Genomic DNA, 24,660 nt, shown 5'->3' on the forward strand with positions numbered 1-24,660 from the left:
GTTTATACGAGTACGGTGGCTGGCTGATTAGCCGTACGCGGCTTGATTTCTCCAATCCGCCATGCGGTTTCTCCCGCCGCATGCAAACTGCTCAGCGCGGTTTCGGCATGCTCGGGGGCGACAACGATCACCATGCCGATACCGCAATTGAATACGCGCGCCATTTCATGATCGGCGACATTGCCCTGTTGTTGCAACCAGCGGAACAATGGCGGCATTTCCCACGCATCGCGGTGTAAAACCGCCGCAAGCTGACCGGGTAAAATGCGCGGTACATTTTCCACTAGGCCGCCGCCGGTGATATGCGCCAGACCCTTGACCGGCAGTTGATTGATCAGCGCCAGCAACGGTTTGACGTAAATGCGTGTCGGCGCCATGATGACATCGGCGAGGGGCTGGCCGTGAAAATCTCCGGACAAGTCGGCGTGACTATGCTCGATAATCTTGCGGATCAGCGAATAACCGTTGGAATGTGCGCCGCTGGAGGCAACACCCAACACGATATCGCCCGCTTGTATCGCCGCGCCGCTGATAATCCGCTCTTTTTCCACCGCACCCACGGCGAACCCGGCCAGATCGTATTCATCGTGCGGGTACATGCCCGGCATTTCCGCCGTTTCCCCGCCGATCAGCGCGCAACCGGCCAGTTCGCAACCGCGCGCGATACCGCTGATCACTGCTGTCGCCGTTTCCACCTGTAATTTCCCGCAGGCGAAATAATCCAGGAAAAACAGCGGCTCCGCGCCTTGCACCAGAATATCGTTGACACTCATCGCCACCAGATCAATGCCGATGGTGTCATGCCGGTTGAGCTGGAACGCCAGCTTCAGCTTGGTGCCCACGCCATCGGTACCGGAAACCAGCACCGGGTTTTGGTATTTCTTGGAAATCTCAAACAATGCGCCAAAACCGCCAATGCCGGTAAGTACCTCCGGCCGCAGGGTGCGCTTGGCCAATGGCTTGATATTTTCAACCAGACGGTCGCCCGCGTCGATGTCGACACCGGCATCCCGGTAGGATAATGGCGTTGTGTTCGGATGATCAGATTTGGATGAGGTCAAGTTGGATTCCCATGCGGTTAAAATGAATGCTACCGGCAAAATGGGATTTTACCGCAAATGAGCGATGCGCATGATGCGCGCAGATAAAAATCTCCGTCCGGCTATGGTTTTCCTGGGGATTGTTTGGATTGGCTCTGTATTTTGTTGCTATTCCACCGGTTTGACTTATACTCAAGAAGCAGTTGAAGTAAAAGAAGTTCTATCAGTATACAGTGTGGTAAGAGTAGGTTGATCAACGTACTTTAATTGGAGGTGGAATATGAAAACAATTCACGGTCGTGGACTGGGCTGGCATAGAGACCTGCCCGATATGCGGGATCACACGCAATCGACATCAGCGGTTGCAAAAGTTCTGGCAAAATCGTCAGCGTTGAAAAAAGCCGCGAAGACTTTACCGGCTTCGGTCGATCTGCGTAAATACTGCTCGCCGGTCGAAGACCAGGGGCAGCTCGGTTCCTGTACAGCCCATGCGGGCGTCGGCATGGTGGAATACTTCGAGCGTCGCGCTTTTGGAAAACACGTCGATGCATCGCGGCTGTTTTTATACAAAGTCACCCGGCAACTGCTGGGATTCACCGGTGACGATGGCGCATATTTGCGAGACACCATGAAAGCGCTGGTGCTGTTCGGTGTTCCGCCGGAAAAATATTGGCCTTACGATGTCGCCAAGTTCAACGATGACCCTTCCAATTTCTGCTTTTCGTACGCGCAGAATTATCAGGCGATCAATTATTACCGGCTTGATCCACCCAATACACCCACAGCCACCGTGCTGAAGAACGTAAAAACCAGTCTCGCTGGGCAGCTTCCCGCGATGTTCGGTTTCTCGGTTTACAGTTCGATGCCGCGATCCGGCGATGGCAAAGGGGAAATCCCTTATCCCACCGGTGGCGATACCTTGGATGGCGGGCACGCGGTGCTTGCGGTCGGGTATGACGACCAGAAAAAAATCGGTTCCACCAAGGGCGCATTGTTGATTCGTAATTCCTGGGGAACGGATTGGGGCGACGGCGGCTATGGCTGGCTGCCGTATGCGTATATCGAAGATGGCCTCGCCGACGACTTCTGGTCGCTGGTCAAAGCGGAATTTGTCGATAGCGATTTGTTTAAATAATTGGTTTAAGAATTTCAAAGTAAGAGACTTGTAGTCAATGATTTATTCTTTGTTCTGGAAAATGTAAAGTAATTAGTTTCAGTATTTAAAATTGGTTTCGTGAATTTTTTGTAATTTTTTTGTGAATATTTTGTGAACTTTTGTGATTCCTGGTTGCCTCATTACATGTTTTTAACTGACTATCAATGAGGAGAGAATCTTGGAAAGATTAGGAAATGCTTATTTTGCAATCATATTTATTCTGTTTATGCTGCTTACTTTGGAATGGTTCTCGTAAGCAGTAAGCGGTAATCATTAATTTGAAATAGAGCATTTGCATCAAGAAATGCTCTATTTTTTTATGTTTCCCCGCGTAGCTGCGGCAAAATTCAAATCCGGTATGAAATCGTACCTGCCCTCAATGTAAAAAATCCACAAGCATGCCGCTCAACCATTTCTAAATTTGGGAGTGCTTGGCTTAAAAAGCTATCCATCAGCACTTTGCGTGGGATACAGGCATATCTTTGTTATTTGGGTTTATTGCGGCTTTCCGGAAGAATGAAATTTTATTCGGAAAAGTTGTTTCCCGAATGATTGCATCACTCGCATTCAAATCCATCGGTTCTGTATCTTGGAATTTTTCCCTCATTCAAATCCCCTCTTGTTTTTAACAGCAAAAATATGTGCAAGAATGGTATGATCTGCGCTAATTTTTGTTGTTGTAATACGGTTTTGCAGTAGTTTTTCTGGGTGGAGTCAATTAATCATTTTTCCAGCGTTGCTGGCTGGTTTTCCAACACCGGGGTAGTTCATGTCTTTCAGTATCGCTCATTTGTTATCGCAACATCGCACCGACAAATTTGATCTGCACGATCGTTACCTGAATGCGCAAATGGTCAGGGTGCTGAAGACAATCGGCTACGACCGCAATTATGAGCGCGCGATCGGGCAGTATTTGTACGACGAGCAGGGAAACGAATATCTCGATTTGCTGAGCGGTTTCGGGGTGTATGCCTTCGGCCGCAACCATCCGGTGATCGTCAATGCGCTAAAAGAAGTGTTGTCGCTTGAAATGCCCGATTTGGTGCAGATGGACGTGTCGATTTTGAGCGGTCTGCTGGCCAAGGAGATTTTGACCACGACACCGGATAATCTGGAACGGGCGTTCTTTTGCAACTCCGGCACCGAGGCCGTCGAAGCGGCGATCAAGTTCGCGCGTTACTTCACCAAGCGCAACCGTATCATTTGCTGCGATCATGCGTACCATGGCTTGACGATGGGGGCGTTGTCGCTGAACGGCGAGCAGATTTTCAAGGATGGCTTCGGGCCGTTGCTGCAAGATTGCGGTTCGGTGCCATTCAACAATCTGGCTGCCTTGGAGCAAGCGCTCAGCAGCCGTAATGTCGCGGCGTTCGTGGTCGAGCCGATCCAAGGCAAAGGCGTGAATATCCCGGACGATAACTATCTGCCCGAAGTCGAACGCATGTGCAAGAAATACGGCACCTTGTTTGTCGCGGATGAAATCCAGACCGGCTTGGGACGTACCGGTAAATTCTGGGCGGTTGAGCATTGGGGCGTGAAGCCTGACATGATTTGCATGGCCAAGGCGCTGTCCGGCGGGTTTGTGCCGGTGGGTGCGGTGGCGATGACGCAGCCGATTATGGATAGCGTGTTTAACCGCATGGACCGCGCGGTGGTGCATGGCTCGACATTCTCCAAAAATAATATGGCGATGGCGGCGGGATTGGCCAGTCTGGAAGTGATCAAAAGTGAAAAACTGGTCGAGAACAGCGCGAAGGTTGGCGCGGATGTGATCGCACGATTGAATGCCTTAACCGGGCAGTTTGAATTTCTGAAAGAAGCGCGCGGCAAAGGATCGATGATCGCGGTGGAATTCAAATCGCCCGACAGCTTCTCGTTAAAAGCCGCTTGGATGATGCTGGAAGCAGCCAACAAAGGACTGTTCTGCCAGATGATCACGATTCCGTTGTTCAAGGAACACAGAATTCTGACGCAAGTGGCGGGGCATGGCATGAATGTGGTCAAACTGCTACCGCCGCTGATCCTGACACAAAAAGATTGCGACCGCATTATCAGCGCGTTTACCAAGACAATCGCCGATACCCATCAAGTGCCGGGTTCCATTTGGGAGCTTGGCAAGAATCTGGCCAGCCATGCGCTGAAATCAAAGGCCGGGCAAGGCTAGAATCCGCATGAATACCGAACATTCCGACGAATTACATTATTTCTGGTGGCTGGCGCTGGCTTGCGTGTCGGGCGGGGTGCTGTACCTGCTGAGTCCGATTCTGACGCCCTTCTTGCTCGCTGCGGTCATTGCATATATTTGCAATCCGATGGTGACGCGCATGGCGGGCAGAAATATCTCGCGTACCGCAGGCACGATTTTGGTGATGCTCTTGCTGCTTGGCATGTTCGCGGCGCTGATTTTGATCATGGTGCCGTTGTTTGAGGAAGAAGCCAGACGGATGCTGAACAAAATGCCGGTTTATCTCGAAGTGCTGCGGACCAACGTGATTCCGTGGCTGGAGGCTCGGTTTAATATCAGCCTGCAACCGGACATGAATGTGCTGAAACAAGCGATATCGGAACACTGGCAAAGCGCCGGCGGGGTGGCGGCGAAAGTGCTGCCTTCGTTGACCAGCGGCGGCATGGCCATCGTGGAATTTCTGGTCAATATGTTGCTGGTGCCGGTGGTGTTGTTTTATCTGCTACGCGATTGGGACATGCTGATCAAGCTGATCGATGAAATGATCCCGCGCTACTGGCACAAGCAGATTTCCCTATTAGCCCGGGAAACTGACCAGATTCTCGCGGAATTCCTGCGCGGGCAATTGTCCGTCATCGTACTGATGAGCATTTGTTACATTACCGGCCTTTGGCTGGCGGGATTGGAGTTTGCGTTGCCGATCGGGCTGGTTGCGGGCATTCTGGTTTTCGTGCCGTATCTCGGCATGATTGTCGGTTTGACGCTGGCGACACTGGCTGCTGTGATGCAGTTTCAAGATTGGAGCGGATTGATACCAGTGTGGATCGTGTTTGGTAGTGGCCAATTGCTTGAAGGCATGCTGTTTACGCCTTGGCTGGTGGGTGACCGCATCGGCTTGCATCCGGTCATGGTGATTTTCGCGTTAATGGCGTTCGGTCAATTATTCGGTTTTTTCGGTATCCTGCTGGCGCTGCCGGTGAGCGCCGTATTGCTGGTATGGCTGCGGCACCTGCATCAGCATTATCTGGTCAGCAATTTCTACAATTCATAGCCCTGCCGGTTCAGAATCTGGCGGCATCCCTGAGTCATGATGATGCAACAATTGCTGCTCGATATTTTGCCGCCGCCGTCCCCCGCGCTGGAAAATTTTCAACCGGGAAAAAATGCCGAATTGTTGCATATGCTGACCGGTATTTTGTCCGGGCGGGAACAGGAACGTTTTGTTTATGTGTGGGGTAAACCGGGGTGCGGCAAAAGTCATGTGCTGCAAGCGGTTGTTGCTGCGTATACACAAAGAAACCTAAAAGCGGTATATTGCAGCGCCAAAAAGCAGCGTGAATTTCCGGTCGAGAACGACCTGGATTGCATCGCGATCGACGATATTGATGACCTGGACGCAGCGGCTCAGATCGGATTGTTCAATCTGTATAACCAGTTGCGCGACGAAGGCCATGCCTTGTTGCTGCTGAGCGGCACAGTTGCGCCGATGTATTTGAATTTGCGCCAGGATCTGGTGACGCGCTTGGGTTGGGGGTTGGTTTTTCAGGTGCATGAGCTGACCGAAGAGGAGAAAATCCAGGCGATGAAAACGCATGCCGCAGATCGCGGTTTTGAGATATCGCAGGAAATTTGTCTTTATTTGTTGCGGCACGGGCGGCGCGATTTACCGTCGCTGATGATGACGCTGGATGCTTTGGATCGCTATTCGCTGGTGCATCAGCGTCCCATTACCATTCCTTTGTTACGAGAATTATTACAGGTGGCTTCATGAATTTAGCATTATTTGATTTGGATAACACGCTGATTGCAGGCGATAGCGATTTTCAGTGGGCGCAGTTTTTGATTGAAAAGAAAGCGCTGGATCGCGAGTTGCACGAAGCGAAAAATATCGAGTTTTACGAGCAATACAAAGCCGGGACACTGGATATTCATGAATTTCTGGATTTTCAGCTCAAGCCGCTGGCGCGTCATCCGCGCACTCAGCTCGAAGCATGGCGTAAAGAATTCATGACCAAAAAGATCACACCATTAATTGCGCCAGGTACACGGAAATTGATCGAACAGCATATGCTGGATAATGACCTGTGCATCATTATTACCGCCACCAACAGTTTTGTCACCGCGCCCATCGCGCAAGCGCTCGGCATCGAGCACCTGATTGCAACCGAACCGGAAGAAAAGAACGGCGAATTTACCGGCCGGGTGTTCGGCACACCGTCATTCCGCGAAGGAAAAGTTGAACGGCTGGAGAAATGGCTGGATGCGCACAATTTGACGTGGCTGTCGTTCTTGCGCAGCTGGTTTTACAGCGATTCGCTGAACGATCTGCCGCTGCTCAGCAAAGTAACGCACCCGGTCGCGGTTGATCCCGATCCGACGCTGAAAAGCCACGCCGAGAGAAACAACTGGCCGATTATCAGTTTGCGTTAGTGTTAATCCGTGTATCGCCCATTGCTCTGCTGAGTTTTCGTTATGATTCAATCAAATTGCACGGAATAAAACAAATCGACCGCACTATCCTCACCGGCTTGAGTGACGATGGTAATTCTTGGTGTCAGACTGTAATTCAGCTTCGTTATACCGATCGTGGTTGCCGTTAGGCCCCGCTCGTAAGTCAAGTAAGCGCGCGATGAAATGCGCTTGCCGATCACGCCGATCTGCCCGGTCAATGAACTGCCGAAGCTTGCTTGTTTGAAAGTGATTTCATCCACACCGAGTGCTTGGGTGATTCGACCGGTGATACCGCTGCCGGATTGACCACCGAGTATCGATCCGGCGGCTGATAGCAGCACCGAAGTATCGAGTGGCGTCGGGTTTTCTGCCCAGCACGATCCAGGACAGCTTTTCGATGTCGGGTACCTCCGGCGACGATACCAATCTTACCCGCGGGTGGCGTACCGATCCGTCGATTTCAACACCGGCCTCGACTGCCAGCCCCTCCCGCACGGCCAGTACGCTCAGATTGGGATCGTCGAGCGGCCCCTGGAAACTGACGATGCCGCGTTTGACCGTCAAATTCTGCCCGTATGCTTTGAATGCAGTATCCTGCGCAGCGATCACACCGGTGAGCTTGAGCTGCTGATTGTTGTCGTTGCGGACTTGCAGCTGGCCGGCCAGGCGGCCTTCCAAACCGGCGGCGCGAATATGGAATTTCTCCCCCAGATTAAAGTTCATCGCAAGATCCAGCGCCAGTTTCTGCGTACGTTGCGGTGCTGGGGTATTGACCAGAACGACATCGTCCGGCAGTGACGGGCGATCTTCCGGCGGCTGCATGATCAAACCGGCGTCGGCCCGTAAATCGCCGGCAATGCTGAGGCGGTTTTGCTGCAAACGGGCGGTGCCGCTGCCGGAAGAGACGATCCAATAATCAGTTTTATGCACGAGCGGCAGCCGATCGATGGAGAAATCGAGGTGACTTGGGCCGCCGGTTAATCCGGCCTTGCCGCTGACAGTCACCGACCCTGCTGTATCTTGCAGCGCCAGATTGCCGAACAAGCGGCTGTCCGGCGGCGGCCCATGAGGACTGGCGAAGTGCAGCCGGTCGATGTGCAAATCCGCTTGCTGAAAATGCGCGGTCAGGGTGCCTTGCTGCAGGCGAATACCCTGTTCCAGTAAAGCCAGATGTAAATTTGCGCCGGACACCGTACCGCTGATATCGGGCTGTTGCAGTGTGCCCCGGATTCCAGCTTGAATGTGTAATTCGCCATCGGCGTGCAGATCGTTACTGAACGCATTGAGCCACTTCAAGCTGGCGATGCTGGCTTGGATATTCCCCTGCAACGGCGATTCTTTGGCCATGGACCATTGTGCTTTCGTTGGTTGCAGCGGCATCGTCACCTCCGCCTGAACGCTGCCCAGTGTTTCGCTATTCAGCGTGAATTGTCCGGATAGTTTTCCCTGCCGTGCGGTTGCTTGCAGCTGTAATTGTTGCAATCCCAATGGCTGCGGTATGTCTCCGGGCAAATACAAGTCGCCGCGTTCGCGCTGGATGTGCAATTCGCCGCTCAGCTGCGTGGCGGCATCGAGATGCCAGCGGCCGCCCAATTGTAACGGAGCTTCTTTTGCGCGCACCGGGGTGCCGGGCAGCAGGCCAATGCCGGTGAAATCACCGCTGGTTTTCAGGCTATCCGGGGTCCAGTGCAATTGTTCGATGCGGATCGATCCGCCAGAAAGCGAAAACCCGGCATCATGCAACATAAGCGATGCCGTGCTGGCCGCGAGTGTGGCCGGTGCCAGCAGGCGAACCGGCATGTCACCGATGGCAGACAGTTCAGTCAATTGGCCTTGCCAGCGCAGCGGCTGCCCCGGTTTTGCCTTGCTCAAACTGCCGTTTGCCGCCAATCGTACCGCGATATCCCGGTTGATAGCGGCATTGACCATGAGGTGGTGGTGGCCGGTTTTACCGTCGAGGGTAGCTAGCAACTGCCTGATCGTTGCTCGCTCATGCGCGCGGTAGGTATCGGCTGTTACGCTCAGCGCAATGGTGTCATCTTGCTGCCACCGCGCGCTGGCGGATAGGCCCGAAAATTGTTGTTTACCGGGTAATTCCAGATGTTTGCTGGTCAGTTTCCAGTCGAGATCCGGTGTTTTTAGAGTGCCGCGGAAACTAAGCTGCGTCTGCAAATCGCCCGATACGCCCAAACCCAGCTGCGCCAATGCAGGGACATTGACCGTCAATTGAACGTCGTGCCGTTCGCCGTCCTGGCGGCCCTGCGCCAGCAGCCGGTTTGAACCCGCCAGCAATTCGGCCTTGCCGCTGAAGCGGCCGCCAGCGGTGAATGCGATCTCTCCCGAGCCGCTGACAGGCGATTTCGCCAAGCGGCTTTTTTGCATAGCGTATTTCAAAGTACCGGTAACCGCCGGTAGCCGTTGGCCGGATAACTGTAAGGTGGCGTTCAGGCTGGAATCGACTGCTTGAATAAAATCCGCGCTGTTGAAATCAATCAACTCTCCCGACAATTCAAACGACTGATCTCCAGTCAACTGCAATTTGCCTTGACCGGCCAATCGGGACCGGTTGCGTTGCACATTGAACTGCTCGAGCATGAGCTGTTCCGGGGTGCGGGCAATGCTGGCAGTCAAACGCAACGACCGGTCGCGCAGATCGATGCGGGCAGATTGCTTTTCCGTACCGCCGGTGAGCTCAATCTTGCCGGAAATTGCGGCGGTTTGCAGGCGGCTGTCGAGCTGCTGCGGATCGAGCCGCTCAACCGCTAAGTTCGCGGTGAGAGTGTGCTTGCTCCAGTCCCAAGCCAACGCTCCGCGCACAACTCCATCCTTTCCGGATTGCGCATGCACATCCGGTAGCGTCAGCAATTCCGGAGAAATTTGCACGCGAGTATGAATGAGGGACAGCGGAATACCATTTTGATCGAACGGCGCGGGTGCATGATTTTCGATGTTGATGTTACCGGCCAATTGCCCGGTCTTGTTTTGCATCAACTGTGCCGACAGCGACAGCTTTGCTTGCGGCGCATTGGCCAGAAAATCGGCCGGATTCCACTGTTCCAGGATAGCGTGTAACTGCGTCAGCGGGTTCGCGGCAAACGGCTGCACTTGTGCTTGCAGTGTCATATTGGCCGCAGGCGGCTTGCTGGCGGATTGAATCGTGAGCTGTTTCAGATTACCGGTAACGGTTGTGTCGATACCGCCCCATGAGCCGTCAGCGGCGATGACGATACGGGCGGACAAGGCATACGGCGCGTTGCCTGCGAGTTCCGCCTGCAATTCGACAGTTGCCCAAGGCGTTGTGAAATTCAGCTGCGTGAGCCGGTGATACTTACCGTCGCTATCCAATGCCAGTACTAAATTGGATATGACCGGCGCGGCATTTTCCTGGGTTGCCGCGTTAAGATGAATTGAACCGGCAGTCAATTCCGCAATCGATAATCCGAACGGTAGCAGCAAACTGTCCGGCGGTTGCGGGGCGGCGGGCGTGGTCTCAGTCATATGCTGATTGATCCAGATTGATTCCAACGCCAGCCGGTTGATACCGATCCGCCGCTGCAACAATTGTCCGGGATTCCAGCGCATGTGGAGATTCTCCAGCGTCAGTGCCAGTTCACCGTTGTTGAAATGAATATTTTCAATGTGCAGGTCTTGCAGCGTGCCGTGTACACCGGTCAATTGAACCGTGCCGCCGCTCCAACGGTTAACAGCGGCGGCCGTCGATTGCAATCCGGATGAGCTATACAACAACCAATAACCGGCAATTACCGTTAACACCAGCCAAAGCAACAGACTGCCGACCAACGTGCGATAACGCCGGGCGGTTTTCGGGGAAGGCGGTTTTACGATGTGTTGCTCGGACATAAACGATCCTCAGCCGGTCAGAAAGCGACGGCCATTGAAAAATGCACGCGCAACGAACCGGTTTCGTGGCCGCGCGCCAGATCGAGCGCGAGCGGTCCCGCCGGGCTGCGCCAGCGGACACCGGCGCCGTAGGCGAGAAACATCCGCATGTCTTGCCAGCGGTCGGCCGCGCTGCCAATGTCGGCAAACGCCGCCGCGCCCCATTGCTGGGTCAGCCAATGGGTATACTCGGCGGTACCGGTCGCCATCACCCGGCCGCCGACGATGGCATTGCCTTCGTGGACACCGATGCCTTTGAAATCGTAGCCGCGCAGCGATTGAATACCACCGGCGCGAAACAGGTACTCCTGCGGAATGCCGAATCGTGACGATGCCAGGGTATAACCGGCTTCCGCGCGCAGGAAGAAAACGTCGCGCGATCCCACCGGCCACCAGCTTTGATGCCGCGCATACGTGCGGATAAAATCCTGATCCGATAGCAATTGCTGACTGCCGCCGCCGATGCGCACTTCGGTGATGTGGCCGCGCCGGATATTGACCGGATCGTCGACAATCTGCCGCCGCCAGCGCCAATCCAGCACCAGCGCTTCGTTAATCTGATTGATCGCGCCGTCGGGTTTTTTATGTTCGCGCTGCCAATTCAAACCGAATTGCATGAACATGGTTGGTGTCTGGTAATTGCGCGAAATACCGACTTTCTGGTAGACGGTTTGCAAGCCTTGAATATCGGTCATCTGCAGGCTGGCGCCGAGCGAATAATTGATCTGATTTTGATCGGGCAGGGTATCGATTCCCGCGAGAAACGTTTGCCGCTTTTGCTCGAGACGCAGCAAGCTGGTGAGATTCCAGGCGCGGTCAAGTAAATTATGATGATGGTAATTGACTTCACCGCGCGCGCCATTGTTGGAACTGTAGCCCACACCGAAAGCAAAGCGTTGCGCCTGCGCTTCCGTCAGCATGACTTTAACCGGTATCGACCGGTGCTGGGCGATATCGGGCGCGATACTGACTGAAACCGTGCTGAATTGCGGTTTTTTCTGCAATGCGAGTTGATATTGATGCAGCAAATCGCGTTGATAAATATCGCCTGGTTTGAAAGGCGCAAGCTGCGTGATCAGTGATGCATCGTAACGTTCCAGGCCGGAAACTTGAGTTTCTCCAAGATAGAAAACCGGTCCGGAATCGATAGTGACGGTAAGGTCAGCGCGCGCTGCGCCGGGGTCGACACTGGCTTGGCTGCCTTTGATGACGGCGGCGGCGAATGCTTGTTGGGTGATGCTATCAATCAAAGCGGATTTTGCCTGCTCCCAATCGGCGGAGCGAAAGGGCAGCCCGGTCTTTAACGGCCACACAGCGCGAAGCTGCTCGATGCGCTTGCGGTGTTCTTCATCGCCACTGGTAATATCGCCAGCAAATTCAAGGTTAACCGAGCCTACGCGGGTCACTTCGCCAGGATCAATTTTGATCTCGATTGATTGCTCTGGTGCCGGCTTTGTTACGGAAATCGTGGCGTTGAAGTAACCTTCAGTCGCCATAATTTCCTTGATTTCTTTCTGTAAGCGATGCACGAATATGTTTTCATCAAACTCGCTGGCGAATGACTCTGTGGGTAATTGAATATATTTATTGAGTAATTCTTGTACCGGTTGCGGCGCCGATAAGGAGACGATAGCCGTCTTACCGGGCAAATCGGAAGTTTCTTGCGCAACCGCGTGGAAACTAGACAAGACCAATAGCGCAACCAAATAAAAACGGATATTACGGAATCGATTAGGCAACTGATAATTAGATTAATAAATCCTGAATACTGAGAAATGAACTATCGCCATCGTTCGAGTGGCTTATTCTACAAGTATGGGCACGGCTAAAGGAAAAGGGTTCCCTCAGGCAGGAAAATAATGAACTTACTTTTACGGGGTTTTCATGAGCATGAATGCACTGACGGTACAGGAAAACCCCTTTGTCCGGTTGCTAAGAGGGTAGTGGTGTGATGATAAGATGTGATCACTTGTGACGGGTGATTGTTGGGCTTTCTTTGGCAGCTCAACTTACCGTACTTGATTTATTCTGCAATTCGATTGAACCAGTAACCGGGTTTTCTGCTTTGGTGCATCACGGCAACCACATAGATTTTTTCTTTTGATTGCCTGTAAATTACAGCAAATGGGAAGCGGGTAAGGATATAACGCCGGAATCCTTTTCCGAATTGAGGCCATACACCAGGAAGTTCGGCGATGGCTGCATAAGCGCTTTCAAGCTCATTGATGAAATCACCGCCTAATCCTTTTGCCTGCGATTCATACCAGACGACCGATTCACGTATATCGCGCGCGACTTCAGGATGAAAGTAAACGTTTGTCACAACTCACGGTTCAATTTCAGCTTGATTTCTTCCCAGCTAACCGGTTGCACCGCACCGGACTCAAGTTGCGCGAACCGGCGTTCTGCGATTTGAACCCATGCCTCATCAACATGTGCTTCGTTGGCGTCATCCAAACTTGAAATCAGGCAATGCGCGAGCGTCGCTTTTTCATGGGGCGACAATGTCTTGATATTTTCCAGAATCCATTTCATTTTATCGGGCATGATAAACTCTCCGAAACCTTCATTAACAGGCAGTTTATCATTGAATGATGAGTTGGGTTCCGGTATTGATATTTGGAAATTTATCCTGGATGACGCAAGCTTAGCCGGAATGATTGCTAGTACCAGGAGTTATTGCATCAGTCTCAATTTTATCTTCTTTCTGATTCTTAAAATCAGTTCGTTTGTTACTTTCAATAACTTGTACTAGTACTAAATCAGATACCCAAACGATAGCCTGTGATTTTTCCAGATTTTGAAGAACTTCGTAGGTAAAAAAAGCTTTTCTTGCCGGATCATGTACAAGCTCATGCCTTAATTTGAAGATATTCTGCAGTCCTATTAAATCGTCATCTTTTAAAACATGAATATTTTCCGGCTTAAAATCGGGGTCAAGTGATACATGAAGATTAAGTACAATTTTCCAGAAATTTCCGCTAGTGAAATTTGAGAATACTTTGTCAATTCTTTCCGCATTTTGAAACGATTGATTACTAGTAATTAACTCAACTGGGTGAATGCGATGTCGATAAATATCAAGAATATCAATGATGTCGTATTTCTCAGAATGCAAGTGTTTTAACTTTGGCTCAAGAAACTCTTCGGTGCAGTGCCTAAATATAGCATCAAGCATATCTCTATAATACACCTCGATAGCAGTCACTGCAGTTATAACAATTGAACGTTCCAGCAACAATGAAAATTGCGGAGAAACCTCTCCTTTAAGTAGTGCGCTTGCCCCTGTTATGCACTGCTGAATAGATTCATAAAAATTATCAAATGGGCGGGCCAGTCGCGTTTTTCGATTGGCCCTCGTTTTGAGAATCTGATCACGATTCATGAATTTATTTTATATATATTACTTTGGCAACACTGCTAGTTCATCCAGATAATTCGTCCACCAGCTCATCATTTTACGCCGCTCCGGCAAATGCTCAACATAGTTATAAACTGCAACCCTTTATTGCGTTCCACATCGGCCTGTTATCGTTTAGTCGCGTCATGGAGCCATCCAAGCAGCAATAAGTCGCGTTCTGGTATCACTCATTTATAAAATAAACAATCTTTCATTTTATTCACGAATTAATGCAGTGCTATCTATGCATGATCGGAACATTTACCATTGCACTTAATGACACCTTACATACTAATCTTCCCGTCGCAATTGGGGAAACAAAATCACGTCGCGGATACTGGGACTGTCGGTCAGCAGCATGACCAGCCGGTCGATACCGATGCCTTCCCCGGCGGTCGGTGGCAGACCGTATTCCAAGGCGCGGATATAGTCCGCGTCGTAGTGCATGGCTTCGTTATCGCCGGCATCCTTGGCTTTGGCTTGTTCCAGAAAGCGCGCTGCTTGATCTTCCGGGTCGTTTAATTCCGAGAATCCATTGGCGATTTCGCGTCCGGCGATATAGAGTTCAAAGCGGTCGGTGATCTCGGTGTTGTTGTCATTGCGCCGCGCCAAAGGGGATACTTCCGCCGGATAGTCGATGATGAATGTCGGTTCAAACAGCAAATGTTCGGTGGTTTCGTCGAATAGTGAGAGTTGCAAGCCGCCGATGCCGTCGTTCGGGTTGTAATGAATGCTTAGTAGATTCAATTGATAAGTCAAGAAATCACGGTCGTGCAGTTGCGCATTGGAATATCCCGGATGGAATTTCCGGATGGCTTCGGTGATGGTTAGCCGGGCAAATGGTTTTGCCAAATCGATGGTTTTACCTTGATACGTGACTTCGGTCGTGCCCAGTACTTTGTGCGCAATTTCCGCCAGCATTTTCTCGGTGAAGTCCATCAGATAGGTAAAGTCCTGATACGCCTCGTAGAACTCCACCATGGTGAATTCCGGGTTATGCCGGGTGGAAATGCCTTCGTTACGGAAGTTTCGGTTGATTTCAAATACCTTTTCCATGCCGCCGACCACCAGCCGTTTCAGGTAAAGCTCGGGCGCGATGCGCAAGTACAACGCCATATCGAGCGCGTTGTGATGCGTGGAGAACGGCCGCGCCGTGGCGCCGCCGGGAATCGGGTGCATCATCGGGGTTTCGACTTCGAGATAGCCGCGCGCCACGAAAAATTCGCGCATGGCTTGAATGATTTTCGAGCGCGCCGTGAACACCTTGCGCGCGTCTTCATTGGTGATCAGATCGAGATAACGCTGGCGGTATTTTTGTTCCTGATCGGCCAAACCGTGAAATTTTTCCGGCAGTGGGCGCAGCGATTTGGTCAGCAACTGTAAAGCCGTGACGCGGATCGACAGTTCGCCGGTTTTGGTTTTGAACAACGTGCCTTGCGCGCCGAGGATGTCGCCCAAGTCATGGTGCTTGAACGCTGCATGCACGGCTGCGCCGGTGTGATCGTCCGATATGTACAGCTGAATGCGTCCGCTCATGTCCTGGATCGTGGCGAAACTGGCCTTGCCCATGACGCGCTTTAACATCATCCGTCCTGCCACTTTGACCGTAACCGGCGATTCTTCCAGTTGTTCCTTTGAGGATTCATCGTACTGTTGATGCAGTTCCGCCGCGACCTGTTCGCGCCGGAAGGTGTTCGGGAAAGCATTGCCCGCCTGCCGCAATTCGGCCAATTTGGCGCGGCGCTCGGCAATAATTTGGTTTTCATCCTGAGGAGCGGCTGATTGATTTTCCTGAGTCATGTTCTTGTTTACGAAAGTAAGTAATAGATTAAATGGATTGTTTGTCGTTTGGGCGCTCATTATACGCTGCAAGCAGGGGATTCGTGACAGAGTGTGCGGCTTCAATCCGGTTGTGGTTTTTATATCCGGTTTGGTAAAGTACTTATTTTCCGGCGCGATGATTTCAAGATATCCTACATCTGCGGGATAGTTTCTTTCCGGGATAACCGAAAATGACTAGCGATTGAATGATGAATGACATCTATTTATTAAAAGTCGATTCGGTTACATTGATCACTGGTCAAAGAAACTTGAAATCCTCCAAACCGGAACGGAAGACCACTTAAGCCAATGGCTTAATCTCACTCAATGGGTTTAAAAAAGATGCTGCATATAGCGACGATCCATGATTTGAATACAGTGTATGACGTTGAAGATAATTTCACCGTGAACGGAAATGTTCGTGCTAACGGCCAAGGAATCACTAATCCGGCAGCGATGTCCGCAATGACCGGCGCTACCGCCAGTAATCAACGATGTACTTAAGGCTGAAACCGTCCATTCTCCTTCAGCGCGCAAAAAAGGAGAAAGGAGATCCAGCGGCTTCCGCTACTGCCGGTTCCGAACGGCGGCGGAACGAGCGGCGACAGCAGGAGGACAGGCGCAATGTCACGGTTTTGCGCGGACAGGCGCGCTATAACCGGCGGCGGCATGAACGGCGCGATGTGCTCATGCAGCGTGATCCGGCTTCCGGTTTGTCCATTGAATCAATAGCCGGACGAATGGATGCATCCGGGTCGTCTGCGCAATGGAGTGCTCCCCTTCGTTTATGGATTATTTCCGGACGAGAGGATTTAACGAGCCTGTTGCAAAACTACGCGGAGCAAGTGCCCGTTATCAGTGTGCTTCCGTTCAAGCTCGATCAGCTTAAAGATCGCTATGAGGAATTGGAGGATTCCGGTTCCAATGTAATTCTGATCGATACCGCTTTACCCGAAGCCGTAGTCATCGAGCAGTTGCGCGCCATCAGAAGAAGCCCATCGGATGTAAAAATAATCTTGTTGTACGATAACGTTGTGCCTGATCTGGTCCAGGCTATTGTGGAATTTCGCGTATCAGGACTCCTGCTGACCGGCGTCAGCCAGGAATTTTTTTTGAAGGCGGTGTATGCCGTGCATAGAGGACAGTATTGGTTTCCGCGTCAACTGGTAAGCCGGATACTGAGTTTTTTCAGTAGCCAGCGCAATCGCTCCACTGGTGTACAGTCAGGCGCTATTGTTTTTACCGAATGCGAACAGAAGGTCATCAATTTGCTGGTTCAAGGGTTAAGCAACAAGCAGATTGCAATGCGTTTGGCCGTGAGCCCGGAAACCGTCAAGTCGCATCTGAAAGCCATTTTTGCAAAAACCGGGGTCAGTAACCGCAATCAGCTGATCTCTCTGTGTCTCGCCGGAATGCGCAGCGGTCAGCTGAATCTAGCGAGTAGCGAGGGGTAATCCGCAGGATCCAAGGAGTGTTTCTTTCAACGATCCGTTCTGGCAACTTCAACCCGGTTGCGGCCTTTGTGCTTGGCTTGGTAAAGCGCTTCATCGGCCCGTTGCAGCAGCAAATGTTCATCCAACGATTCTTCACCCGTGGCGATAGCGACGCCCAGACTGATGGTCGCCGGAATCAATGTCTGGTTGGTGTTGATTTCCTCGCTGGCGATGGCTTTGCGGAATCGTTCCGCGGCTTTTACCGCGCCTTCCTGACTAAACGGTGAAATGATCGCCAGAAACTCTTCGCCTCCGTAGCGCCCGATGTATTCATGCGAACGGGCCGATTGCGTCAAACGATTGGCGATTTCGCATAACACCGCGTCACCGGCGGGATGGCCGCAGGTGTCGTTGATGTTCTTGAAGTGATCGATATCGATCATAATCACCGCGATGCCAAACCCGCCGCGCTTGGCGCGTAGAATCTGCTTGTGCAAGATATCGAAGATGGCGGGGCGGTTGAGCAAGCCGGTTAATGCATCGTGCGTGACGCGCTGCTCCAGTGATTTCTTCTGTGCGATCAGTTGTTTGTTGAGTTTTATGCCTTTGTACAGCTGCGTTTTCTCGATAATCACGGCCAGTTGGCTGGCGATTTGCAGCGATAAATCCTTATGCAGGTTTTTATAAGCATTTTTTTTGCGGCAGGAAAAGAAAAGAAAGCCAACTGGTTTGCCGTCTGCAATCAAAGGACAAATCAGGCAAGAGCGGATACCTTCCTTAAAAATGGCTTGCGCCAGCCTGGATTCCGCATACATTTGCAAATGCGTGTTTAGATCATCGATGATCAGCATTTCATTGAGATCGATGAGGGTATGTAAGCTGCGATCCGTCATGGGAATGGATAAACCGGGGATTAATTCCGGCCTGTCATAGTTTGCACGCGACCAATGCAGTTTCAGTTTGTTTCGATCACTCTCCAATAAAGCCAGGCTGATCCGGTCGTAAGGCAAATGCTCCTGGAAAGATTCATAAATATGATTCAGCACATCGATCAACTGTAAATTGAGGTTGCACTCAACCATGATTTTGTACAGCGACTGACTTCTTTCCGATTGTTTTTGCAGGTAAGCGGATAACTCTTTGAGCGATTTGCCCAGGTTGCCGATATCGTCGTCCCCGGTGGGAATATCCGGTGCGAAATCACCACGCGCCATTGCTTCAGCCGCTTTACGCAAAGCCAGGATCCGGTCATTTTTTTTCATCTTTTCACCAATCCGTTCAAATAGTGACGTGCTTCAGCTCAAACTGTGCATTTATCCGTTCATGTCAATTCTTGCATCAGGGGCTTTGATGTAATTTACAGCGTATTAATTCACAGGAAAAGATATTACGTAAATAAATATAGCGTATTAAGCCATCGAACGGTTAGATATCATCGGCGGTAAATATTTTCATGATCATTCCGGTAACACGGCATATTAAGGCACTGTCAATGCTAAAATCCGGAATAACTCTGATTAAACCGGATAACAACATAACAAACAGAATGATCGGGATTTTAGTTCTTACACATGAAGATTTAGGCGAACATTTGATCCGCTGCGCGAGCCACGTCGTCGGCATGAAGCCGCCGCAATTGATGCATCTGGGTGTTTTTATTCAGGATGATCCCGATGCGGTGTTAATCAAGGCGAGTGAATTGATTCGGCAACTGGATAGCGGCGATGGTGTTTTGATATTGAACGATATGTTTGGCGCGACGCCCTGTAATATTGCCAGCCGGTTGGTGCAATCCGGCAAAGTGGCCTGTCTGTCGGGCGTCAACTTGCCGATGCTGGTGCGGGTGTTGACTTACCGGCATGAGCCGTTACCGGCCGTGATCGAAAAAGGCTTGAACGGCGGTCAACGCGGTGTGATACAAATTGATGCGGAACCTTGTCATGCAAATTAAAGAAGTCGAAATTATCAATAAACTCGGATTGCACGCGCGCGCTTCCGCCAAACTGACCAAGCTGGCCAGCCAATTCAAGTGCGAAGTCTGGGCGACGCGCAATAACCGCCGCGTGAATGCGAAAAGCATCATGGGGGTCATGACGCTCGCGGCCAATAAAGGCTCGCGCATTCAGCTGGAAACTAACGGCGATGACGAAGTGGAAGCGATGACAGCGCTGGTTGCGTTGGTTGAAGATTATTTTGGCGAGGGCGAATGAGCTTTATATTGCAGGGTTCGGGCGTATCGGAAGGCATTGCCATCGGGCACGCGCATCTGGCTGCTCCGGCTGCGTTGGAGGTGATGCATTACCTGATTCCCAAGCATCAGGTGGACAAGGAAATTGCCCGGCTGGATAGCGCTTTTGCGGTAGTGCGCAAGGAGTTTGAGGCGCTGCAGAAATCGGTTGCCGACGGACATGCGCGCGCTGAGTTCAGTGCATTTCTGGATCTGCATTTGATGATTCTGGACGATCCGACCTTATCGGACGCCACCCGCAACATGATTACACACACGCTGTGCAACGCGGAATGGGCGCTGACGCAGCAGATGCAGGTGCTATTGGAGCAGTTCGAAGAAATCGAAGATACCTATTTGCGTGAACGCAAGGCCGATGTCGTTCAAGTGGTCGAACGTGTGCTCAAGGCGATGCTAGGGCATCCCGGTTATTTGCCGGTGGCGTCACGCTTGACCGGCGACAGCATTCTGGTGGCGCATGATCTGAGTCCCGCCGATGTGATGCAATATAAGCAGCACCAGTTCACCGCATTCCTGACCGACTTGGGCAGCCAGACATCGCATACCGCGATTGTTGCGCGCAGTCTCAATATTCCTTCGATCGTGGCATTGCATCACGCGCATCAGCTGATTCAGGAAAACGACTGCCTGATTGTCGACGGCACGCAAGGCATTGTTATCGTCAATCCGGATAAATGCGTGCTGGATGAATACCGCTTGCGGCAGAGCCAGCTCGAGCTGGAAAGAAAGAAACTGCAACGTATCAAGAGTATTGCGGCGATGACGCTGGATGGCACGCTGATCGATTTGTACGCCAATATCGAACTGCCGGAAGATATCGCGCAGGTTAAAGAAAGTGGGGCCACCGGCATCGGTCTGTTCCGCAGCGAATTTCTGTTTCTGAACCGCGACGATTTGCCCGGCGAGGATGAACAATTTGAAGCGTACCGCACCGTTGCGGTCAAAATGCACAAACAGCCGGTGACCATCCGTACGTTTGATCTGGGTGCGGATAAAAATCTCAAAGGCAGCGAGCAAGTGGCGGCTAATCCGGCGCTGGGTTTGCGCGCGATCCGCTTGAGTCTGGCCGAGCCGAAAATGTTTCACACGCAGTTGCGCGCCATTTTGCGCGCTTCCAAGTACGGCGATGTGCGTATCCTGGTGCCGATGCTGTCCAATATCGCGGAAATCGATCAAACCCTGGTTCATATCGAGTATGCGAAACAGGCATTGCGCGATGACAAAATTGATTTCGACGAGCACATCAAAGTCGGCGGTATGATCGAGATTCCGGCCGCTGCGCTGAGCCTGGATATTTTCATGCGCAAACTGGATTTTCTGTCGATTGGCACCAACGATCTGATTCAATACACCCTGGCGGTCGACCGCATCGACGATACCGTGGCGCATCTGTACGATCCCTTCCATCCGGCGATATTGTGGCTGGTTTCGCATGTCATTCAAAGCGCCAATCGCGCCAAAGTGCCGGTATCGATTTGCGGGGAAATGGCGGGTGACAAGCAGTTCACGCGGCTGCTGCTGGGCCTGGGGTTGCAACAGTTTTCCATGTATCCGGCGCAATTGCTGACGGTGAAAAACCAGATCTTGAAGAGCAATTTGCCTGATATCATTCCGTTAGCGCAAAAAATCATCAAAGCCGATCAACCGGAAAAGATCGCCGCATTGATAGCTAAGTTGAATGATTAAAACGCGCTGCCGGGTTGAATCATGGTTTTCCCTAGTGTGTGCCTCTTTTTTTGGCGATATAATGGTTGCCTGATATTCAGCCGTTTCTTCGGGATTTTCCTAAGCTACTATACATGCAAGAATCAAAATCAGTCGGTGTGGTAACACCGCAGTACGTGCAAATCGACAAGCCGTTGCAGTTGAAAAGCGGATTGTCGCTGGAAAGCTATCACTTGGTGTACGAGACCTACGGGCAGTTGAATGCCGCGCGCTCCAATGCAATCTTGATTTGTCACGCGCTTTCCGGCAACCATCATGTGGCCGGTGTGTATGCCGGGAATGAAAAGAGCGCTGGCTGGTGGGACAACATGGTGGGTCCCGGTAAGCCGATCGATACCAACCGTTTTTTTGTCATCGGTGTCAATAATTTGGGCGGCTGTCACGGCTCCACCGGCCCGGCCAGTATCGATCCGCGCACCGGCAAACAGTACGGCGCGAGTTTTCCGGTGGTGACGGTGGAAGATTGGGTCGAGGCGCAAGCGCAGTTGGCTGAGCATTTGGGCATCGAGCAATTTGCCGCCATTATTGGCGGCAGCTTGGGCGGTATGCAGGCGATGCAGTGGACGCTCGACTATCCGGAGAGAGTACGCCATGCGTTGGTGATCGCAGCCGCGCCAAAATTAACCGCGCAGAATATCGCGTTTAACGATGTGGCCCGCCAGGCAATCATGACCGACCAGGAATTTTACGGCGGTAATTTTTATGCCTACGACACTTTGCCGCGCCGTGGTTTGCGGCTGGCGCGCATGCTGGGGCATATCACCTATCTGTCCGACGATTCGATGGCGGCGAAATTTGGCCGCAGTTTGCGCAAGGATGAGCTTTCTTTCGGCTTCGACGTGGAGTTTGAAATCGAATCGTATTTGCGCTATCAAGGCGACAAATTCGCCGATTTGTTCGATGCCAACAGCTATCTGCTGATGACCAAGGCGCTCGATTATTTCGATCCCGCTGCGGCGTACGGTGGCGATCTGAGCGCGGCATTCCGCGCGGCCAAGGCGAATTTCCTGGTGGTTTCGTTTACTTCGGACTGGCGTTTCTCGCCGCAGCGTTCCCAGGAAATCGTCAAAGCGCTGTTGGATAACGAACTGAACGTCAGTTACGCGGAAATCAGCTCCAGCCATGGGCACGACTCGTTTCTGATGGAACCGTCCTGTTATCACCAGCTGGTACGGGCGTACATGGACAATATTTCGATCTAAGTAAAATCATGACTGATACTCCAGCACCTTCCACCCTTGCATTACGTCCGGACTTTGCCGCCATTGCCGAATGGATCAAACCCGGTGCGAAAATACTCGATTTGGGTTGCGGCGACGGTTCGTTGCTGCGTTATTTGCGCGATACGCGCAATGTGTTCGGTTACGGTGTCGAAATCGACGAGGCCAATCTGCTGAAATGTTTCCGCAACGGCATCAATGTGATCCAGAATGATCTGGAAGCGGGATTGTCGAGCTTTGCGTCGGACTCGTTCGATTATGTGATTTTGTCGCAAACCTTGCAGGCGATGCGGCATACCGAGGGCATCATTCAGGAAATGTTGCGTGTCGGTAAGGAAGGCATCGTTTCGTTTCCCAATTTCGGCAACTGGAAAAACCGCATGCAGGTGATTTCCGGCCGGATGCCGGTGTCGGAGACACTGCCATACCGCTGGTACAACACGCCCAATATCCATCTCTGCACGCTGGGCGATTTTGAAGAACTGTGCCAGCAATGCAACGCAAGCATTCTGGAGCGCAAAGTGATGAGCAATCATTACCGTCCGGTTAATTTTCTGCCGAATCTGCGCGGCATGCTGGCGTTTTACCGCTTTGAACGGCGGACGTGATTTCTGGCCGCTGAGCAACTCGGCAACAACTGTAATTCACCGCGCCGTATTTCCACCCTGCGCTTTAGCGCTTCCCATCTGTTCCAACGCTTTGAGTTCCGCCACGGAAAAGCCCGCCTGCTGTCTTGCTTCGTAGTGGAACGGGCCCAATACTTGTCCGCTAAAGTATTGTCCGACTAATGTATGAAATGTCTGCTCCGGATCGAGTCCGCGTTGCCGGCATAAATACTGAAACCAATGCGATCCGATGGCGACATGTCCGATTTCGTCGCGCCAGATAATCTCCAGCACCGCTACAGTCTTCTCATCGCCCGCCTGACGCAGCCGCTGGATCATGCCGGGCGTTACGTCCAATCCCCTGGCTTCCAATACGCGCGGCACCAGCGCCATACGCACCAGCGGATCGAATGCCGTGCGCGTGGCCATGCCCCACAAGCCGTTATGCGCAGGAAAATCGCCGTAATCGCTGCCGAGTTCGTTCAGGCGTTGGCGTAGCAATTGGAAGTGATACGCTTCCTCAACCGCTACCGTTATCCAATCGCTGTAAAACGCTTGCGGCAGATCGTGGAAACGATACACCGCATCCCACGCCAAATTGACGGCGTTGAACTCGATGTGCGTGATCGCATGAATCAAAGCCGCTAACCCTTCTTTTGTATTTAAACGGCGTTTCGGCACATCAACCGGCGCGACCAGCGCAGGCTTCATCGGGCGACCGGGTTCTTCAACCGGTTCAGGCTTACCTGGGGATTGCAGGGATAACAGGCCATCACGCCATGCCTGCGCGGTTTGCCGGGTCAAATGCAGTTTTGCTTCGATTTCACCGGCTGCAAGGCAGCGGGCTGCGGCATCAAACAAGGATTCCATAACTCAGACAGACCCAATAATTCAATCACGCTATTCTCCCGTGTTTTGAGCGGAATGACCAATCCGGCGATGCGGAATTGGCGGTGAAAAAGAAATTCTGGTTCAAACCGAAAGATCGCTGTATTCTTGGATGACAGAAATTTTCTTTAATCATTATCTCCGTTGAGCGACCTCACTGCTATGGCTGATATACCGGGCGATCCATCACTTCAAGTTCATTTGCCGGAAGGGCAGCCGGTATTGCGCATGGTGCCGATGCCAGCGAATACCAATTATGCCGGCGATATTTTCGGCGGCTGGATCATGTCGCAAGTCGATATGGCCGGCAGCATTCCGGCGATCCGCCGCGCGCGCGGACGGGTTGCGACCATCGCGGTCAATTCCTTCGTATTCAAACATCCGGTGTTTGTCGGCGATCTCGTCAGTTTTTATGCCGATATCGTCAAGATAGGGCGCACCTCGATTACCGTCGACGTGACCGTCTATGCGCAACGCGGCGTGCGCGAAGGCGGCGAGGAAATCTGCATCAAAGTGACCGAAGCGGTGTTGACGTATGTTGCGATCGACAACAACCGCAAGCCAAGAGCGGTGCCGCAGGATTAACGT

The 24,660-nt window shown here is 51.9% G+C and carries 22 protein-coding genes; 12 read left to right on the forward strand and 10 right to left on the reverse strand.

The annotated features are described in order from the left end of the window. Positions 1-2: 2 nt before the first annotated feature. Positions 3-1,061 carry a phosphoribosylformylglycinamidine cyclo-ligase gene (gene purM, locus ABD07_RS10000; protein ID WP_160818145.1) on the reverse strand — a complete coding sequence of 353 codons (1,059 nt, stop codon included), beginning with the start codon at positions 1,059-1,061 and terminating at the stop codon, positions 3-5. Positions 1,062-1,320: 259 nt separating this feature from the next. On the opposite strand from purM, the gene ABD07_RS10005 reads away from it, so the two are divergent. The 5 genes from ABD07_RS10005 to ABD07_RS10025 all read left to right on the forward strand — a co-directional run bounded on the left by ABD07_RS10005 (position 1,321) and on the right by ABD07_RS10025 (position 6,811). Continuing rightward, positions 1,321-2,175, forward strand: coding sequence for a C1 family peptidase (locus ABD07_RS10005; protein WP_108697410.1), 855 nt, complete (start codon positions 1,321-1,323; stop codon positions 2,173-2,175). Positions 2,176-2,965: 790 nt separating this feature from the next. Continuing rightward, a complete protein-coding gene (locus ABD07_RS10010) occupies positions 2,966-4,360 on the forward strand; it encodes an aspartate aminotransferase family protein (RefSeq protein WP_160818146.1) in 1,395 nt (464 codons plus the stop codon). A 7-nt stretch (positions 4,361-4,367) separates the two neighbouring features. Next, positions 4,368-5,432, forward strand: coding sequence for an AI-2E family transporter (locus ABD07_RS10015; RefSeq protein ID WP_160818147.1), 1,065 nt, complete (start codon positions 4,368-4,370; stop codon positions 5,430-5,432). Between the two features lie 36 nt (positions 5,433-5,468). Further along, positions 5,469-6,152 carry a DnaA regulatory inactivator Hda gene (gene hda, locus ABD07_RS10020; RefSeq protein ID WP_338040583.1) on the forward strand — a complete coding sequence of 228 codons (684 nt, stop codon included), beginning with the start codon at positions 5,469-5,471 and terminating at the stop codon, positions 6,150-6,152. Further along, the gene (locus ABD07_RS10025) at positions 6,149-6,811 is read left to right on the forward strand and encodes a histidinol-phosphatase (protein WP_160818148.1); all 663 of its coding nucleotides are present in this window, start codon (positions 6,149-6,151) and stop codon (positions 6,809-6,811) included. Before hda ends, ABD07_RS10025 begins: the two co-directional genes overlap by 4 nt. Positions 6,812-6,858: 47 nt before the next feature. On the opposite strand, the gene ABD07_RS15205 is transcribed toward ABD07_RS10025, so the two are convergent. The 7 genes from ABD07_RS15205 to lysS all read right to left on the reverse strand — a co-directional run bounded on the left by ABD07_RS15205 (position 6,859) and on the right by lysS (position 15,932). Then, positions 6,859-7,173: a translocation/assembly module TamB domain-containing protein gene (locus ABD07_RS15205; RefSeq protein ID WP_338040584.1), complete on the reverse strand. Its 315-nt coding sequence runs from the start codon at positions 7,171-7,173 to the stop codon at positions 6,859-6,861. Then, the gene (locus tag ABD07_RS15210; protein WP_275689500.1) at positions 7,085-10,693 is read right to left on the reverse strand and encodes a translocation/assembly module TamB domain-containing protein; all 3,609 of its coding nucleotides are present in this window, start codon (positions 10,691-10,693) and stop codon (positions 7,085-7,087) included. The genes ABD07_RS15205 and ABD07_RS15210 overlap by 89 nt, the downstream gene beginning before the upstream one ends. A gap of 17 nt (positions 10,694-10,710) precedes the next feature. Continuing rightward, positions 10,711-12,420, reverse strand: a complete 1,710-nt coding sequence (locus ABD07_RS10035) for an autotransporter assembly complex protein TamA (protein ID WP_240142510.1) — start codon at positions 12,418-12,420, stop codon at positions 10,711-10,713. Positions 12,421-12,755: 335 nt separating this feature from the next. After that, positions 12,756-13,055, reverse strand: coding sequence for a type II toxin-antitoxin system RelE/ParE family toxin (locus ABD07_RS10040; RefSeq protein WP_160818150.1), 300 nt, complete (start codon positions 13,053-13,055; stop codon positions 12,756-12,758). Beyond that, on the reverse strand, positions 13,052-13,279 hold the full coding sequence (locus ABD07_RS10045) for an addiction module protein (RefSeq protein WP_160818151.1): 228 nt from the start codon (positions 13,277-13,279) through the stop codon (positions 13,052-13,054). The genes ABD07_RS10040 and ABD07_RS10045 overlap by 4 nt, the downstream gene beginning before the upstream one ends. A 100-nt stretch (positions 13,280-13,379) precedes the next feature. Then, the gene (locus ABD07_RS10050; RefSeq protein ID WP_160818152.1) at positions 13,380-14,117 is read right to left on the reverse strand and encodes a HEPN domain-containing protein; all 738 of its coding nucleotides are present in this window, start codon (positions 14,115-14,117) and stop codon (positions 13,380-13,382) included. Between the two features lie 306 nt (positions 14,118-14,423). Then, positions 14,424-15,932: a lysine--tRNA ligase gene (lysS, locus tag ABD07_RS10055; protein WP_160818252.1), complete on the reverse strand. Its 1,509-nt coding sequence runs from the start codon at positions 15,930-15,932 to the stop codon at positions 14,424-14,426. Positions 15,933-16,447: 515 nt separating this feature from the next. On the opposite strand from lysS, the gene ABD07_RS10060 reads away from it, so the two are divergent. After that, complete coding sequence (locus ABD07_RS10060) at positions 16,448-17,407, forward strand: helix-turn-helix transcriptional regulator (protein ID WP_160818153.1); 960 nt, start codon at positions 16,448-16,450, stop codon at positions 17,405-17,407. 26 nt (positions 17,408-17,433) lie between these two features. Here the strand turns inward: ABD07_RS10060 and ABD07_RS10065 are convergent, their stop codons facing one another. Continuing rightward, the gene (locus tag ABD07_RS10065) at positions 17,434-18,648 is read right to left on the reverse strand and encodes a diguanylate cyclase (RefSeq protein WP_160818154.1); all 1,215 of its coding nucleotides are present in this window, start codon (positions 18,646-18,648) and stop codon (positions 17,434-17,436) included. A 284-nt stretch (positions 18,649-18,932) separates the two neighbouring features. On the opposite strand from ABD07_RS10065, the gene ABD07_RS10070 reads away from it, so the two are divergent. From ABD07_RS10070 to metW, 5 genes are all read left to right on the forward strand, one after another. Then, complete coding sequence (locus tag ABD07_RS10070) at positions 18,933-19,337, forward strand: PTS sugar transporter subunit IIA (RefSeq protein WP_160818155.1); 405 nt, start codon at positions 18,933-18,935, stop codon at positions 19,335-19,337. Further along, positions 19,327-19,596 (forward strand): HPr family phosphocarrier protein, encoded by a 270-nt coding sequence (locus ABD07_RS10075; RefSeq protein ID WP_160818156.1) that lies wholly within the window; start codon positions 19,327-19,329, stop codon positions 19,594-19,596. Before ABD07_RS10070 ends, ABD07_RS10075 begins: the two co-directional genes overlap by 11 nt. Beyond that, entirely contained in the window at positions 19,593-21,320 is a 1,728-nt protein-coding gene (ptsP, locus tag ABD07_RS10080) for a phosphoenolpyruvate--protein phosphotransferase (RefSeq protein WP_160818157.1), read from the forward strand. Before ABD07_RS10075 ends, ptsP begins: the two co-directional genes overlap by 4 nt. 113 nt (positions 21,321-21,433) lie before the next feature. Further along, entirely contained in the window at positions 21,434-22,561 is a 1,128-nt protein-coding gene (gene metX / locus ABD07_RS10085; protein ID WP_108697425.1) for a homoserine O-succinyltransferase MetX, read from the forward strand. An 8-nt stretch (positions 22,562-22,569) separates the two neighbouring features. After that, on the forward strand, positions 22,570-23,187 hold the full coding sequence (gene metW, locus ABD07_RS10090) for a methionine biosynthesis protein MetW (RefSeq protein ID WP_160818158.1): 618 nt from the start codon (positions 22,570-22,572) through the stop codon (positions 23,185-23,187). A gap of 36 nt (positions 23,188-23,223) precedes the next feature. Here metW and ABD07_RS10095 read toward each other — a convergent pair whose 3' ends face one another. Further along, the gene (locus ABD07_RS10095) at positions 23,224-24,054 is read right to left on the reverse strand and encodes a ferritin-like domain-containing protein (protein ID WP_160818159.1); all 831 of its coding nucleotides are present in this window, start codon (positions 24,052-24,054) and stop codon (positions 23,224-23,226) included. Positions 24,055-24,234: 180 nt separating this feature from the next. Here ABD07_RS10095 and ABD07_RS10100 point away from each other — a divergent pair, with 180 nt between their 5' ends. Then, positions 24,235-24,657, forward strand: coding sequence for an acyl-CoA thioesterase (locus ABD07_RS10100; RefSeq protein ID WP_108697533.1), 423 nt, complete (start codon positions 24,235-24,237; stop codon positions 24,655-24,657). Positions 24,658-24,660 lie beyond the last annotated feature (3 nt).

It is taken from the genome of Nitrosomonas oligotropha (assembly GCF_009833085.1).
Taxonomy (GTDB): domain Bacteria; phylum Pseudomonadota; class Gammaproteobacteria; order Burkholderiales; family Nitrosomonadaceae; genus Nitrosomonas; species Nitrosomonas oligotropha.

Bases quoted from the DNA above. Each gene is read 5' to 3' on its own strand.
- ABD07_RS10070 (WP_160818155.1), top strand. From the start codon at position 18,933: ATGATCGGGATTTTAGTTCTTACACATGAAGATTTAGGCGAACATTTG.
- ABD07_RS10075 (WP_160818156.1), top strand. From the start codon at position 19,327: ATGCAAATTAAAGAAGTCGAAATTATCAATAAACTCGGATTGCACGCG.
- ABD07_RS10005 (WP_108697410.1), top strand. From the start codon at position 1,321: ATGAAAACAATTCACGGTCGTGGACTGGGCTGGCATAGAGACCTGCCC.
- metW (WP_160818158.1), top strand. From the start codon at position 22,570: ATGACTGATACTCCAGCACCTTCCACCCTTGCATTACGTCCGGACTTT.
- ABD07_RS10010 (WP_160818146.1), top strand. From the start codon at position 2,966: ATGTCTTTCAGTATCGCTCATTTGTTATCGCAACATCGCACCGACAAA.
- ABD07_RS10025 (WP_160818148.1), top strand. From the start codon at position 6,149: ATGAATTTAGCATTATTTGATTTGGATAACACGCTGATTGCAGGCGAT.
- ABD07_RS10100 (WP_108697533.1), top strand. From the start codon at position 24,235: ATGGCTGATATACCGGGCGATCCATCACTTCAAGTTCATTTGCCGGAA.
- ptsP (WP_160818157.1), top strand. From the start codon at position 19,593: ATGAGCTTTATATTGCAGGGTTCGGGCGTATCGGAAGGCATTGCCATC.
- ABD07_RS15210 (WP_275689500.1), bottom strand. From the start codon at position 10,693: ATGTCCGAGCAACACATCGTAAAACCGCCTTCCCCGAAAACCGCCCGG.
- ABD07_RS10095 (WP_160818159.1), bottom strand. From the start codon at position 24,054: ATGGAATCCTTGTTTGATGCCGCAGCCCGCTGCCTTGCAGCCGGTGAA.
- ABD07_RS10045 (WP_160818151.1), bottom strand. From the start codon at position 13,279: ATGCCCGATAAAATGAAATGGATTCTGGAAAATATCAAGACATTGTCG.
- hda (WP_338040583.1), top strand. From the start codon at position 5,469: ATGATGATGCAACAATTGCTGCTCGATATTTTGCCGCCGCCGTCCCCC.
- ABD07_RS10060 (WP_160818153.1), top strand. From the start codon at position 16,448: ATGTACTTAAGGCTGAAACCGTCCATTCTCCTTCAGCGCGCAAAAAAG.
- ABD07_RS10050 (WP_160818152.1), bottom strand. From the start codon at position 14,117: ATGAATCGTGATCAGATTCTCAAAACGAGGGCCAATCGAAAAACGCGA.
- lysS (WP_160818252.1), bottom strand. From the start codon at position 15,932: ATGACTCAGGAAAATCAATCAGCCGCTCCTCAGGATGAAAACCAAATT.
- ABD07_RS10065 (WP_160818154.1), bottom strand. From the start codon at position 18,648: ATGAAAAAAAATGACCGGATCCTGGCTTTGCGTAAAGCGGCTGAAGCA.
- ABD07_RS10015 (WP_160818147.1), top strand. From the start codon at position 4,368: ATGAATACCGAACATTCCGACGAATTACATTATTTCTGGTGGCTGGCG.
- metX (WP_108697425.1), top strand. From the start codon at position 21,434: ATGCAAGAATCAAAATCAGTCGGTGTGGTAACACCGCAGTACGTGCAA.